The 14868-nt window shown below is 40.9% G+C and carries 15 protein-coding genes; 7 read left to right on the top strand and 8 right to left on the bottom strand.

What is annotated here, in order from left to right; translation table 11 throughout:
• Positions 1-12: 12 nt before the first annotated feature.
• From JWQ54_RS13030 to JWQ54_RS13010, 5 genes are read left to right on the top strand one after another with little or no spacing between them, the layout of a single operon-like run.
• Positions 13-1536 carry a RagB/SusD family nutrient uptake outer membrane protein gene (locus JWQ54_RS13030; protein WP_299585350.1) on the top strand — a complete coding sequence of 508 codons (1524 nt, stop codon included), beginning with the start codon at positions 13-15 and terminating at the stop codon, positions 1534-1536.
• A gap of 46 nt (positions 1537-1582) precedes the next feature.
• Positions 1583-3637: a tetratricopeptide repeat protein gene (locus tag JWQ54_RS13025; RefSeq protein WP_299585348.1), complete on the top strand. Its 2055-nt coding sequence runs from the start codon at positions 1583-1585 to the stop codon at positions 3635-3637.
• Positions 3634-4032, top strand: a complete 399-nt coding sequence (locus JWQ54_RS13020) for a hypothetical protein (protein WP_299585346.1) — start codon at positions 3634-3636, stop codon at positions 4030-4032. Before JWQ54_RS13025 ends, JWQ54_RS13020 begins: the two co-directional genes overlap by 4 nt.
• Before the next feature lie 19 nt (positions 4033-4051).
• Entirely contained in the window at positions 4052-4201 is a 150-nt protein-coding gene (locus tag JWQ54_RS13015) for a DUF5989 family protein (RefSeq protein ID WP_299585344.1), read from the top strand.
• Positions 4202-4207: 6 nt separating this feature from the next.
• The gene (locus JWQ54_RS13010; RefSeq protein ID WP_299585342.1) at positions 4208-6067 is read left to right on the top strand and encodes a carbamoyltransferase; all 1860 of its coding nucleotides are present in this window, start codon (positions 4208-4210) and stop codon (positions 6065-6067) included.
• 178 nt (positions 6068-6245) lie between these two features.
• Here JWQ54_RS13010 and JWQ54_RS13005 read toward each other — a convergent pair whose 3' ends face one another.
• The 3 genes from JWQ54_RS13005 to JWQ54_RS12995 all read right to left on the bottom strand — a co-directional run bounded on the left by JWQ54_RS13005 (position 6246) and on the right by JWQ54_RS12995 (position 10591).
• Positions 6246-7565 (bottom strand): hypothetical protein, encoded by a 1320-nt coding sequence (locus JWQ54_RS13005; protein WP_299585340.1) that lies wholly within the window; start codon positions 7563-7565, stop codon positions 6246-6248.
• Between the two features lie 727 nt (positions 7566-8292).
• Positions 8293-8493 carry a hypothetical protein gene (locus JWQ54_RS13000; RefSeq protein ID WP_299585338.1) on the bottom strand — a complete coding sequence of 67 codons (201 nt, stop codon included), beginning with the start codon at positions 8491-8493 and terminating at the stop codon, positions 8293-8295.
• A gap of 151 nt (positions 8494-8644) precedes the next feature.
• Positions 8645-10591, bottom strand: a complete 1947-nt coding sequence (locus tag JWQ54_RS12995; protein WP_299585336.1) for a glycoside hydrolase family 3 N-terminal domain-containing protein — start codon at positions 10589-10591, stop codon at positions 8645-8647.
• Between the two features lie 182 nt (positions 10592-10773).
• Here JWQ54_RS12995 and JWQ54_RS12990 point away from each other — a divergent pair, with 182 nt between their 5' ends.
• Positions 10774-11550, top strand: a complete 777-nt coding sequence (locus JWQ54_RS12990) for an NUDIX domain-containing protein (RefSeq protein ID WP_299585334.1) — start codon at positions 10774-10776, stop codon at positions 11548-11550.
• A 44-nt stretch (positions 11551-11594) separates the two neighbouring features.
• Here JWQ54_RS12990 and JWQ54_RS12985 read toward each other — a convergent pair whose 3' ends face one another.
• The 5 genes from JWQ54_RS12985 to JWQ54_RS12965 all read right to left on the bottom strand — a co-directional run bounded on the left by JWQ54_RS12985 (position 11595) and on the right by JWQ54_RS12965 (position 14401).
• Positions 11595-11774, bottom strand: coding sequence for a hypothetical protein (locus tag JWQ54_RS12985; protein WP_299585332.1), 180 nt, complete (start codon positions 11772-11774; stop codon positions 11595-11597).
• A 29-nt stretch (positions 11775-11803) separates the two neighbouring features.
• Entirely contained in the window at positions 11804-11929 is a 126-nt protein-coding gene (locus JWQ54_RS12980; protein ID WP_299585330.1) for a hypothetical protein, read from the bottom strand.
• A 17-nt stretch (positions 11930-11946) separates the two neighbouring features.
• Complete coding sequence (locus tag JWQ54_RS12975) at positions 11947-12930, bottom strand: aldo/keto reductase (protein ID WP_299585328.1); 984 nt, start codon at positions 12928-12930, stop codon at positions 11947-11949.
• A 12-nt stretch (positions 12931-12942) separates the two neighbouring features.
• Entirely contained in the window at positions 12943-13362 is a 420-nt protein-coding gene (locus tag JWQ54_RS12970; RefSeq protein WP_299585326.1) for a cupin domain-containing protein, read from the bottom strand.
• Positions 13363-13519: 157 nt separating this feature from the next.
• Positions 13520-14401, bottom strand: a complete 882-nt coding sequence (locus JWQ54_RS12965) for an AraC family transcriptional regulator (protein ID WP_299585324.1) — start codon at positions 14399-14401, stop codon at positions 13520-13522.
• A 35-nt stretch (positions 14402-14436) separates the two neighbouring features.
• Here JWQ54_RS12965 and JWQ54_RS12960 point away from each other — a divergent pair, with 35 nt between their 5' ends.
• On the top strand, positions 14437-14682 hold the full coding sequence (locus JWQ54_RS12960; RefSeq protein ID WP_299585322.1) for a hypothetical protein: 246 nt from the start codon (positions 14437-14439) through the stop codon (positions 14680-14682).
• The last annotated feature ends 186 nt before the right edge of the window (positions 14683-14868 follow it).

Genomic DNA, 14868 nt, shown 5'->3' with positions numbered 1-14868 from the left:
AAAATATTAAAAATGAAAACGAAATATTCACTACTCATAGCATTGCTTACCTTAATTGTGTTTGCCGGATGTCAGAAATTAAGTGAGAACCCAAAGGCCAGTTTAACGCCGCAAAATTACTTTAAAACGCAAAACGACCTTGATGCTTCCGTAGCTTCAATGTATATAGCGCTTGCAAAAGATGGTTCATGGGGTTTCACCAGTAAAGAAACCTCGTATTTTGGATCGGATGATTACACAACCGATCCCGGATTGAATAAAGCGGATATGCGTGATTTTGACCGGTTATCCGGAGGAAGTGCAAATTCAAGCTTAACCTCTGAATGGAATGGGCCGTGGCAGGCTATTTACCAGGCCAACAACGTTTTGGCTAACTATTCAAAAGTTAACTCAACCGATGAGTTGAAAAATGCCTCCGCCGGTCAGTGCTATTTTATAAGAGGCCTGTGCTATTACTATCTGGTACGCACATTTGGACCGCTGCCACTTGTTTTAACCAATTTAGATTTAGATGTAAGGCCGCCAAGAGCTGATGTAGGTGCTGTATATGCTTCTATAATCAGCGATCTGCAAAATGCTAAAAAGCTTTTAGGGCCGGATAAGTCACAGGGGAGGCCAAGTACCTATGCTGCAAGTGCTTGTTTAGCCGATGTGTATTTAACTATGGCTGGCTGGCCGTTAAACCAGGCCAATAATTATGCTTTAGCTGCTACCGAGGCCAATATTGTTATTCAATCGGGTGTTTTTAACCTAAGTACACCGTATGATAAGGTTTTTACAACCAACAATAGTCCCGAATCTATTTTTGCATTGCAATACAGCGTTGTTGCAGGCTTGCCTAACCGCCGGTTCGGCTCATCTAATGTTCCATTGGATGAAGTTGCAATTGACGGATCAAGCGGCTGGGATGATGTTTATCCTGAAATTAACTTCTTTAAAAATGCGCCGGTATGTTCACGAACCGATCTTACTTTTTATACTACGCTTAAGTTAAGAAATGCAGATGGTAAAACCTTTACGCTTACTCCATGGAATTCGCCCGCAACGCATGCACAGCACCCCTATTACAAAAAATTCAGGGCAGGGCTTAACGGTGATGGTGTGAATGAAAGCGATACACAGTTATTATCAATACAACCCAGTACTAATAAGGCAACGGATATTATCCGGTATCCACAGGTATTGTTAGATTATGCGGAGGCAGTAGCCATGTCAGGAGGCCCTAATGCAGCAGCTTATTCAGCCATCAATACGGTAAGGGCACGTGCCGGTGAGCTGCCGCTAACACCGGGGCTTTCACAAACAGCTTTCCGCGATGCGGTGGTAAAAGAAAGGGCTTATGAGTTTGCAGGAGAGTTTGGCATGCGTTGGTTTGATATTGTACGCTTACAACTACTCCCTGCCGTAATTGCGGCAAGAGATAAATCTGAAAATGTAATCCCGCCGGGAACAAATGTTGCCAATAAGTACCTGGCTCCTATTCCTTATGGCGAGATGACACTTAACCCGCAGTGGAAGCAAAATGCCGGTTATTAATTTGTACTTTAGATGTACTTGTTTTGAACCAATGGTGAATTAATTCATGACAAAAAAATCATTACAACCCTTGACAAAGGGAGCATCTAAAAAAAGGATTATTTTATTTAAAGGGATCAGTATCATACTGATCCCTTTGCTTATTTTATTTTTGATCGAGCTGTTTTTAAGATTATTTCATTACGGAAATGATTACAGCCTTTTTATTGAATACAAAGGCGATAAGGATTATTTGGTATTTAATCCGGATGCATCAAAAAAGTTTTTTACCGAACAGCAAATTGCTACAAAAGGCAACAGCGAAGTATTTAAAAAGAAAAAAGATAATAACACCTTTAGAATATTTGTACTTGGAGAATCAACCACAATAGGGTACCCATACTTTCACAACGGATCTTTCCACAGATGGCTGCAGTACAGGTTAACCCATACTTATCCTGATAAAAATTTTGAAATAATTAATCTTTCTTTAACAGCAGTAAACTCATATACCGTACTCAGTTTCGCTAAAGAAGTTGTGAACTATGAGCCTGATGCTGTATTGATCTATACCGGGCATAATGAATATTATGGGGCCTTAGGCGCTGCATCAACTCAAAACCTGGGCAGCAATCCGCAGGTTATAAATTTTATACTTAGTCTGCGTAATTTGAAGCTGGCACAATTTATTATCAACCTTTATGAGGGGATAAAAAATGCTTTTGGGTCCGGTGGTACAAAGCCTGGCGGCGACAGAATGCAGTTAATGGTTGCTAAACAGGAAATTCCCTATTATTCAGATCTGTATGAAAAAGGGATAACCCAGTTCAGAGACAACATGGACGAAATAATGAATTTGTTTAGTAAGCAACATATCCCTCTGTTTGTAAGCAATTTGGTAAGTAACGAAAGGGATTTGAAACCTTTTATAAGTTTTGAACCGGACAGCAAATCGCCTGAATTTAAGGCTAGCCTAACCTCCGGGATAAAAGCTTTTGCAGATAACAACTTAAAGTTAGCAGAAAGCTGTTTTAAAAAAGCCGATCAACTGTATAGCTCCAGCGCAATTTGCAATTACTATTTAGGGCAACTGGCCTATAAACAAAATGATTTTGTAAAGGCAAAACAATATTATTTAAAAGCTAAAGATCTTGACGGGCTGCGGTTTAGGGCGCCTGAAAAATTCAATGAAATATTAACTCAATTATGCAGCAAATATCCCGATACCAAACTGGTAGATACCCGTGCTGCTTTTGAAAATAATGCTGCTCATCAAATCATTGGGGATGAATTGACGGTTGATCATGTACATCCTGATTTAAAGGGTTATGCAATAATATCTGATACATTTTATGAATCAATTAAAAAAAGTAAACTGTTCCCCGAAACAGGTGAAAACAGTATTACATTTAAACAATTGCGGGCTAAAATGCCCGAGAACATGGTTGATTCAATTGCAGGGGTATACCGGGTTTTGAACCTGAAGAAACACTGGCCATATAACGATCTGCATGCAACCGATTCTATTAAAATTATAACTTATGAAGAAAAGCTTGCCTATAAGCTCGCATTTGAAAATATAAAATGGGCCAATATTATGGACAATTTATATACATATTATATAAATAACCGTCAAATGCTGAAGGCAAGAAACGTGCTTGAAAACCTGGCGCTTGAATATCCCACAGATGCAGATCTATATGAACGTATTGCCATGTTAAGCGGAGAATTAAATGACACGGAAAATATAATATTTAACTTCAAAAGATCTTTTGACCTGGCGCCGTCATTTAATAAAGCGCATTACCTGTTTGTAAACTATTTAAAAATTGATAAGCCCGCTGACGCAATTTTTTATATAGATTATGCCATCAGCAATAATTCACAGGGTTTTAACCTTTCGCCAATTAAAACCAATACTGAACAAATAATACAACTGCAAAAACAATATTTAAAAGATACTGCCAATGTTCCTGTTTTATTGCAGATAGCAAATTCATATGCTGCAATGGGCAATAAAGACGGCGCATTAAAGTATGCAGCAAAAGCATTGAAACCTGATCCTGAAAACAAGACTGCCTTGTTACTCATTACTCAAATTAAAAACACATCAAACAGATGAAAGCGTTCGAAAAATTTGCAGCAGGTATTACCAAAAAGCAATGCATGGAATTTGGCCAGGTAAGTACATTAGCCGCTATTGTGTGTGCCTTGTATTTTAAAAACCATCAATTTGTTACCATCTCATTAATACTGATTATTATTACTATAGTAATCCCCATTATTTTTTATCCGTTTGCTGTACTCTGGTTTGGGCTGTCGAAATTGTTAAGTTTAATAAGCCCTGTAGTTTTATTGACAATAATATTTTTTTTAATTGTAACGCCGGTAGGGTTATTCAGGCGGCTTTTAGGAAAGGATAGTTTAAAGTTAAAGCAGTTTAAAAAAAGTAAACAATCTGTAATGATCACCAGGAATCATTTATATACGGAAACCGATCTTTTGTACACATTTTAATGATATTTTTATTAAACCAATGGAATTTTTTAAAGAACTTTTACTTTTTTTAAAAACCCGGAAAAAATTCTGGTTAATTCCGCTTGTAGTAATATTGCTGTTGTTGTCTATCCTGATAGTGTTAGCCAGTGTGCCTGCTTTGGCGCCCTTTATTTACACTTTATTTTAACACCCGGTGGCTACTGCGATACTCGGAATTTCGGCATTTTACCATGACAGTGCGGCAGCTCTGATTATTGATGGTGAAATAGTTGCCGCTGCCCAGGAAGAGCGGTTTACCCGGATAAAGCACGATGCAAACTTCCCGGTTAATGCTATAAAATATGTTTTGGAAGAGGCTGGCCTGGAGTATAACGAACTATCGGCATTGGCGTTTTATGATAAGCCGATGCTTAAATTTGAGCGCCTGCTGGAAACTTATCATGCGTTTGCCCCAAAAGGGTTGTTAAGCTTTATTAAGGCCATGCCTGTATGGCTTAATGAAAAGCTTTTTATAAAAAAACAGATCCGTAAAAATGTGGCGCAATTTGGAAATGCCAATATACCCCTGTTATTTCCCGAACATCATCTTTCGCATGCTGCCAGCGCTTATTATCCTTCTCCGTTTAATGAAGCCGCTATTTTAACTATTGATGGTGTGGGCGAATGGGCAACCACTACCATTTGCCACGGAAAGGCTAATCAGATAACCATATTAAAAGAGCTTCATTTCCCGCATTCCGTGGGATTATTGTATTCTGCATTTACCCATTACCTGGGTTTTAAAGTAAATAGCGGGGAGTATAAGTTGATGGGATTAGCGCCTTATGGTAATGCCGGTTCGGCCCAAACTGCTGAGTTTAAACAAAAGATCCTGGCAGATCTGGTTGATGTGCGGGAAGATGGCTCAATAATCCTTAACATGATCTATTTTGATTTTGCCACCAAATTAACAATGACGAATGATAAAAGATGGGAAAGCTTGTTTGGTGTACCAAGACGGGAGCCTGAATCTGCAATCAGTCAAACGCACATGAACTTTGCATTGGCTGCCCAGGAAGTTACTGAGGCAGTAATAATAGCATTAGCAAACACGGCGCAAAAACTCACCAAAAGCAAAAACCTGGTTATGGCTGGCGGAGTGGCTTTAAATTGCGTTGCAAACAGTAAAATTGCCAAAGCGGGGATTTTTGATGATGTGTGGATCCAGCCTGCCGCCGGCGATGCAGGCGGATCATTAGGCGCTGCCTATGCTGCTTATTATACCTGGGCTAAAGGTGAGCGAAAAATAATTAGCACTCCTGATGCTATGAAAAACGCATACCTGGGTCCGCAATATAACGACAGAGATATTTTGAGTATGATCCGTAAATATGAAGCCGACTATTTGTATTTTGAAGATTTTGATGAACTAACAGCCATTGTAAGCCAAAAAATTGCGGATGGAAAGGTTATTGGCTGGTTCCAGGGCAGGATGGAGTTTGGTCCGCGGGCATTGGGCAACCGGAGCATTATCGGCGACCCAAGGAACCCGGCCATGCAAAAAATTATAAATGTTAAGATAAAGAATCGTGAAGAATTCAGGCCTTTTGCCCCAAGCGTTTTATTGGAAGACGTGGACAAATATTTCGACACAAAAAAAAGTTCGCCGTATATGCTTTTTGTAGCATCAATAAAGGATGAATTAAGGGTGGACCAACCGGGGAATTATGAGAGACTGGAGCTGCATGACCGTTTATATCGCATCCGTTCGGCTATCCAGGCGGTAACGCATGTTGATTATTCGGCGAGGATCCAAACTGTTGCGGAAGAAGGCAATGCCAGATTTTACCGGCTAATCAGTAGTTTTAAAAAGCTAACCGGTTGCAGTGTATTGATCAATACCTCGTTTAATTTACGTAGTGAACCAATTGTTTGTACACCCCGGGATGCTTACCGTTGTTTTATGCATACCGAAATGGATTTTTTAGTGTGTGGGAATTTTTTATTTGATAGGAAAAAACAGAAGCAACTGCCCACAAAAGAGGTAGAACAAATGCAATTTTTACCGGATTAATCAAAAAATATGTTGTGGTGGTATGTTATTAAGCGTTTATTAATCATTGATTAATGAATTAACCTTACTTTGTTTTAAATCGGAATTTCATCATACAGTTTTTTAATCTGAGATTTAGTTGATGTTATCCAATTAATTAATGACAAATGCGTTTTGGGTGAGATCCGGAACGCGTTTTTTATTTATGAGGTAAGTCGCCCGGAGCTTTCTCTTCGCCAGCCCAAAGTTTACGAATGGTTTCTTCATCTCCCTGCCCATCCGGAACTGCTGCATTTGGATTGTTGGCATAATACCAGCGCTTACCATCTAGCGGCGAGGTTGTTTGCCGGCCACCGGGCATTTCAAGGTGTCCGTTAACATCTGTTTTCTTTACCCAATTGTATGCATAGATGAGCCATTGAGTACGATATGGTTTATTTTGATGCGCAAACCAACTTATCTCGTCATAGCCCCATACCCAAAAAGGGATATCACCCGCCTTTTCCTTACCAGGCTGTTTACTAACGCCATAGTTGTCAAATTCAACCAGGTAAGGCAGGTGTTCACATGACCAGCCGCTGGGAGTTATCCCACCTTTGCTTCTGCCATAAAGTGCATCTGTATGTCCAACTTTCAACATTGCATCTTCCGGCTGGCCCGGAATTTCCATTATTCTCAACGGGAAAGCATGAAAATCCATTAACAATTTTCCATTGCGTACAAAGCCGCCGCTTGGAACATGCGAATCGCACAAAATCATACGCCTGCGTGCATGTTTGGCTGCATAGTCTCTAATCAGGGTTAACAGCTGGGCATAATTATCAAGGTTCGGGTCGTTTTTATTCATCAGTTCAACCTGCCCAAAATGAATGCCCTCAATGCCAATATTAATATACGATACAGCCAGGTAATAAAAGAAAAGTTTGGTTTCCGGCTGGCTGATGTCAGGTACAGAACCACGTCCCCATTGATTTTTAAATTTGCCGTTGGGATATAACATAGCTGCATATTTAAAATTCCGGTTTTCGACAGGCATTTTTAGCCCAGTAAATGCCCAGTCGGGGATAGCAAGCTTTTCAACCTGGTTAGTTACTATTTCAAAAATGCAGGCCTGCAAAATTATATCCTTGTCGCTTTTATGTACTTTTTCAGCAAGCTCTTTCTCCCGGAGCAAATTTTGCGGGATCTCGGCCTCCTCTCCCCATTGGCAAACGCTTCTGCCAATAAACTTAGCTCCAATATTTTTTATCATTCTTAAGTTATCGTCAAAATTGCCTTTACCAACAAGCAAGCTTTGCATGGTAATTGACCGGTCGAGATAATTTTCCAATACCTTACGGGATATAGTTTCATTAAAACTATAATCGGCATTTTTTGTGCCCTCTGTTTTAACTCTTGCACCTACAGGCAAAGGCTTTGCATTACACCATCCGGCCAGGCAGACGGCGGTTAATACAACAATAAATAATTTGGCTGGTAAAATAATTTTACCTGGAGATGGGTTTTCAGAAATATTCATATTCGGCTTAAATAGGTTAGTGCATTGCTAAAATATGAGAAAAAGCGCTAATTGAATTAAAGAATCCCATAAACACCAGCGAGACTAACGGACGCAATTCAAATTCATCCTGCGGGCGCGATCCGCAACAAAGTTAAAATACACCTTTTCTAAACGATTGATTTTAAATATTTTAGAAAAGGTGCATATGCAATTGTCGCCAATAGCTATAACTCAATCGTTAACCATCTGCTTAAATTATTTAAACCGCGAAGAATTTGGCTAAAGCCCTATTTTGATCACCCATTATCCGTTGGCTGAAGCCAAACGGCAATGAATAAAAAAAATAGCAGACAACTTCATTGCCGTCCCATTTATGGGGCGGATAAGGATAAAATAAGAGCTAAGGGCTTTAGCCAAAAACTAGTAGGTTAGCGATAATTTGAATTGCACCCGACAAAATCCTTATTTGCCGGAAAGCATTTTTACACGATTTAAAGCATTCTTGTTCTCCGGATTCAAGGCCAGGGGGGTGCCTCTGCACGGCAATTAAGTATAAAAAATCCCTTAGCAATTAAGCTAAAGGATTTAAAGTAGTGTAGTGCTCATTAAGCAATTCCAAACTGTTTAATGGAAGATTTTAAAATATTTGGCTAAAGTATAATGGTGCGGTGATAATCAATCGTAAGCCAACACTAGATCAGAATAAGTTTGATACCTGTAAGCCCAAACAACCGTGAAATATTATCTATGCTTTCGAGTTTGCTTTTAACATTACCTTGCCTTTTTTTGTTAATGTACAAGCCGGGGATCTTTCATTTTCTTCACCTTTTGCAATTTCGATCAGGTTGTATGTTTTTAAGTTTTGCAAATCATCCTTACTTATATTGATCGCCAGTCCTTTATCTGCAATTATTTTGAGGGCCGCAACCACATCATCATGTTTCATAATATTATTTTAAATGTTGTAAGTTATAAAGTGTGGAATGTATAAATAATTTATTTAAAATAAGAAAAGCCCTTAGCGGAAGACCTTGAACAAAATAGGTGATCATGCAAATGATCACCCATTGATACTTTACCCGATGAAAAAGAGGTCATCAGTAACTCAACCCAAATCCAAATTTATAAAGCGGATCTTTTGAGTCATGAGGCATGTCTTCTTTTTGGTTGCGAACGGCTTCCATAGAAGATGGTAGTTCGATTGGTAAATGGCCTCCAGGTTTGTACTTTCCAAAAAGTACATCGAGTAATGCCGCATCACTTGCGCCATAATTTGCAATCAGGGCTTTTGAATACTGGCTGATTCCGGGAATAACAGCCGGACGGTCTAAATAAATGTCTACTACCGTCGGCACAGTTTTCTCCAGGGTAAGGATGTCATCCAGCTGCTGGTCCTTAAAATCAAGGTCGCCAAAATGGAACATCCCGGCTATCATGTTGCCTTTAGCTTCCGGGACAGGATAGTTTGGCGTTTGTAACCTGATAATTGCAATATCTGCCTGCTTTGGATCAGTGACGATCGTACCGTATAAGGCTGCAACCTTTGGATTAATATTTTTGATATAAATTTTCAGTTTATTTGGCGCTAATGGCAGGGTATGATTGTCATTTTTCAACAAGGTGAGCGACCTGCGCTGTGCATCGTCTCCGGCCTTCATAAATTCGGAGCTGCCTACAACATCTGCTGCCTTTTTTTCATCAACAAAAGGATTGTCAAATAAGCCAAGCTCAAATTTCAGGCGGAGCAATCTTACGACAGAAGCGTCAATGCGGCGCTCACTTACTTTTCCATCCTTCACCAGCTTAACAATAACTTCCGGTAGCTTTTCGCCTCCAAACTGGTCTACGCCGGCATCGATAATTCTTTGCACCCGTTCTTCAGTATTTAATTTTTCAACACCCCAGGCTCTTGCGCCAAAATTTACGGGACCAATTTTTGTGTCAGATACCAGGCCCCAGTCAGTACAAACCACGCCATCGTAATGGTATTTATTACGCAAAAGCTCCGTAATAATAGCTTTGTTGAATGAAAATCCCACTTCCTCAACATTTTTTTGCCCCATCGGCACGCCGTAATACGGCATAATGGCCGCCGTACCTGCTTTGAAGGCGGCTTCGAAGGGGATAAGATGATACTTGAAATTATTGCCGGGGTAAACCTGGCCTTTCTGAAATTCGAAGTGCGGATCTAAACCTTCCTTTTGAGGGCCACCACCCGGAAAATGCTTCGTCATCATGGCAACGCTGTTAGCGCCCAGCTTTTCGCCCTGGTAGCCTTTTATATAAGCGGTAGTCATACGTGACGATAGTGCAGCATCCTCTCCAAATGTTCCGGAAATTCGCGGCCAGCGGGGTTCAGTTGCCAAATCAACCTGGGGGTGTAAACCTTGCCGGATACCAACAGCCAGGTACTCCTGCCGCGAAATGTCAGCAAACTGTTCCATGGTCTTTTCATCGCCTAATGCCGCTAATCCCAATGGGTCCGGCCAAATGGAAAAAGTTTTGGCCGACGCAGAAAAAAAGCCGCCGGCAGACTGATTACGTGGGTCAGATGCAATGGTAAGGGGGATCCCCAATCTTGTTTTTTCCTCGTATTGCTGCATCCGGTTGTACCACATGGCTAAAGTATCAGGTGCAGGCACAGTCAACAGGTTGAGATGGGTGATATGGCGTTGGTCTATTTCGTTAACCCCTACTGCCGATAGCGAGGATAAAAAATCTTTGGCCGGCTTTTCTTCAATGCTTCCGTCAGTATTTACACGGCTCATCACATAGAACATCATTCCGGCTTTTTCTTCCAGGGTCATTTGCTTCAAAAGATCCTGCACACGCTTTTCTACCGGCTGCCTGATATCTTCATATACATCCATCTTTCCGTTTTTATTCAGGTCGCGATACGTGACATCCCCGGCTGTACGGATCAGGCTGGATTTTGTAATAACTGCAGGCGGTAAGTTGTTTTCGATCCGGCTTTTGGTAAAAGCGAGTACCGCTAACAGGGCTCCGGCACCTGCTGCGTACGAAAGTAGTTTGTTAATTCTCATGTTTAATTTAATTGATCTGGATTTGTATTTGGTTATGCTTGATTTACAACAATTAAAGAGTGCCGTGCTCAATTTCAGCGATCTCAGTTAATTTCATTTATTAAAATTTAATAAATAAAGATAGAATCTTTTTTTTGTACATTTATTAAAATTTAATAAATAAAATTTCTGTTTTTAATCAGATGAAAAGTTTGTCAGAATTGCAAGACTTTTTCGAAGTCGGATATTTACATTATTTGCCCCATTTAACTATTGACTGCGCCATTTTTGGTTATCAACAGGGGGAATTGAAACTACTTCTTGTAAAAAATAAGATCATTACAGATTGGTGCCTGCCGGGTGGTTTTATTAAAAGAGAAGAAAAGTTAGATGAAGCTGCCGGAAGAATTTCACAGGAACGCACCGGGATTAAAAACTTGTTTTTAAAGCAGTTCAAAACTTTTGGCGACCCCGGCAGGAATAGTTACAAGAAATTTGACAAGGAGAAGTTTTTCAAATTAACTGGTATAAAAATCCAGGCGAACAATTGGCTTTTGGACCACACCGTTTCAATAGGTTTCTATGCCATAACGGATATTTCAAATGCATCTCCTGAAGCAGACGTAATGTCAAGTGAATGTGCCTGGTTTCCGATCAATGATCTGCCTGAATTAGCTTTTGATCACAATGAAATGGTTAGCGAGGCATTGCTAACCATGAGAATACACCTGTATCATTTTCCGATAGGTAAAAGCATGTTGCCTGAAAAATTTACGCTGAAGGAAATTCATTTGTTTTATGAAACGATGATCGGCAAAAAATTAAATCCAAGTAATTTCCCCAATAAATTAATTTCATTAGGATTATTGGAAAAACTGAATGAGAAAAGGAGCATAGGTGCGCACCGGTCGCCAACTTTCTACAAATTCAATACGAAAGTATATGACAAAGCCTTGGGAGAAGGTTTGGTATTAGCTTAGAAGAAAGTACAATGGGGCCTGGCAGCCTTCCCTCTTTGTGTATATTAAGTATTTGGCTTGTTAACGCCCAGGTTTTCACGAATGTATTTTTCAGGCGATTCAATGATTTCCGTAATCAATGAGGCCAGGCTTTTCTGAGAAATCACAGAACCTTTTTCTGGTTCGCCCTTACAGGTTATTTCATAGTCCACTTCATCTATGCCGGTAAACCAGGCAGGTCTCAAAATAGTATATTCAAGGTTGGATGCTTCAATTACATCGGCGGCCGCCGGGTATTGCGTAAAAACAAGGTGAGGTGGATGTCGTCCTGTTTTACCATTATCTCAATTACCTGAGTTGCAATGTTACCGCTGGCGCCCAGGATAATTACATTTTTCATTTCAAATTAATTAATCATTATTTGCCTACCCGTTGCTGCAAATGTGCCGGATAGCGTGCTCCCTCTATCTGTATTTGAGCGGCAGCCCCTTCTATGTTTTGCAGATCATTTGCGGTAAGCATTATATCAACCGCACCGATATTTTCCTCAAGACGGTGTAACTTCGTAGTACCCGGAATTGGCACTATCCAGGGTTTTTGGGCCAGCAGCCAGGCCAATGCTATTTGCGCAGGCGTTGCATTTTTTTGCGCTGCTATGCTGCTCAGCAAATCAACCATTACCTGGTTCGCCTTACGGGCTTCTTGCGAAAAGCGGGGAACAATATTGCGGAAGTCGGTTTTGTCAAATTCTGTATTTTCATTGATAGCGCCTGTCAGAAATCCTTTGCCCAGCGGACTAAAAGGTACGAAGCCAATGCCCAATTCTTCGAGCGTGGGCAGGATCTCTTGCTCCGGTTCGCGCCACCACAATGAATATTCGCTCTGAAGGGCAGCGACCGGTTGAACGGCATGAGCCTTGCGGATGGTCTGTGCACCGGCTTCCGAAAGTCCAAAGTGCTTTACCTTTCCTTCTTGGATTAGGTCTTTTACCGTTCCGGCCACATCCTCGATGGGCACATTTGGGTCAACACGATGTTGATAGAACAGGTCGATACGGTCGGTTTTGAGTCTTTTAAGCGCTGTCTCTGCAACGTTCCTGATATTTTTCGGTTGGCTGTTCATGCCCTTCGCGGTTTCGCCAGCTTCAAAACCGAATTTGGTGGCGATCACCACCTGGTCGCGAAATGGTGCAAGTGCTTCTCCAAGCAGTTCCTCATTTTTAAACGGCCCATAAGCCTCCGCAGTATCAAAGAAAGTGATTCCGCGTTCAACGGCGGTGCGTAAAAGTTTGGTCGCATCCTGGATGTCTGCGGCAGGCCCGTAGCCAAAACTCAGCCCCATGCAGCCAAGTCCCATAGCAGATACTTCCAGGCCGCTGTTTCCTAGTTTTCGTTTTTGCATTATTTGTCCTCCTTATTTATTTAAGCTATAATATTCTTCGTCGGTTACTCTATCTAGCCATACTACTACTCCCTCTTGTGTATTTGGATTAATGGCAATGTGAGTAAATTCGCTATCAGGGGATGCACCATGCCAGTGCTCTACATCAGGCTGAATGGTAACTACATCCCCCTTGTTTAGTAACCGGATTGATTTGCCTTTTTCCTGGTAGTATCCTATGCCATCTGTAACAATTAGTATTTGCCCTCCGGGATGTGTGTGCCAGTTGTTTCTTGCGCCGGCTTCAAAAACAACGTTGCCGATCACGCAGTTGAATGTAGTATCATTTGGAACCAGTGGTTTTACCCATGCTTTGCCGGTAAAATATTCAGCCGGTGCGCTGTCGCCTTTGGGGAAAATGGGATTTGATATTTGATTTTCTGCTGTACTCATGATTTATTGATTTTTACCTGTAAGTGAATTAAGGATTAACAAACTTGTTAGCACATTGTTAGTCTGTGCGCTGTTCAGCAATCATTAAATTAATACGGCAAAGTTACAGCCCTGAGCAGGCCGGCGTTAATGATAATCAAACAAAAAAGTAAGGATTTCAAACGGTAGTTAACCTTTGGGATTTAGGGATTGTGCCGGTCATTCTTTTAAAGTAATTATTGAAGTAGGTTGGATATTCAAATCCTAATGCATAGGCAATTTCAGCAATACTCCAATCTGTATGATGGAGCAGGGCTTTCGCTTCGCTGATAATTCTTTCAGTGATATGGGCGGTGGTTGGCTTTCCGGTGACCTCCTTAACAGAGCGGTTCAGATGGTTGGTGTGTACAGACAGCTGCGAAGCAAAATGCCGGGCTGTTCTTAGTTGCAGCGGACTGTCTGTACTTTCAATAGGGAACTGCCTTTCCAGGAGGTCTAAAAACAAGGAGGTTGTGCGTGCAGCGGCACTTTTATACTGGATAAAATTTTCTACAGGCTGCATTCTCAACGCCTCGTGAATGATCAGGTTGATGTAGTTACGGATCAGGTCGTTTTTAAAAAGGTAGTCTGTACTTTGCTCCGCCATCATTTTTTGAAAGACAGTGGTCATAAAGACCCCTTGTTCATTATTTAAAGAAAAAACAGGTGTTCCGCCGATCTTGAACAAAGGTGACTGCTGCAGGCTGTCGGAACGTTCGTTTACTTTCAGAAAATCTTCGGTAAAAAGGCAGGCATAACCATGCTGTTCTTTAGCGAGGAGTTCGGAAGAATATGGAATATGCGGATTGGCAAAAAATAATATGGTGCCGTTAAATTCAATACTCTTATCCGCATAATGAACAAGGCTGTTACCGCTAACCAAACAAATTTTGTAAAAGTCTCTCCGGCTATAGGAAGGAACCGGATTAATGGCAGGCTCTATTTCATAGATCTTGACACCTTTAAGCTTTAACTCATCGGTGTTGAAATCGTATTTCCTGGTTACGTACTGGCTCTCCATAACACAAAGTTAAGAAATTCAAATAAGAAATAATATTGGGTATAGTTTCCCCGGTGATAAAGCCGATGATGGGCAAGGAAATGATCCTGTATGAAGAGCGCTGTTATATGAAATACGGTCTGGCCAGCACCAAAAACTATATGTCGCTGCATTGCCTGCCGATGTATATGAACCCATCACTGCACGCCAAATACGCCGGCCTGTTAAACGCAAAAAAAAATAATGTGAAAATTGGATCTGTTATCTTCGCTAGCACAAGCCGGGACTTGTTTTTCGGTTAGCTGTCGCTTTATTACCTAAACGCGGGACAGCGGAGTTGCCCGCCTGCAAAGCGTTCCACTTTTACAAGCTGACCTTCCCTAAAATAAGTTGACAGTTTTTAAATACAATTATAGAAGGTTTATGTTAAAGAAAACGTTGTTGTTTCTTTGTCGTGTTGGAATGTGGGAAACTCCTTCAGTTTTCCA

Source organism: Mucilaginibacter sp. (genome assembly GCF_028288225.1).
Taxonomy (GTDB): domain Bacteria; phylum Bacteroidota; class Bacteroidia; order Sphingobacteriales; family Sphingobacteriaceae; genus Mucilaginibacter.
The sequence above is the reverse complement of the archived record's forward strand: the minus strand, read 5'-3'. Positions and strand labels throughout refer to the sequence as shown.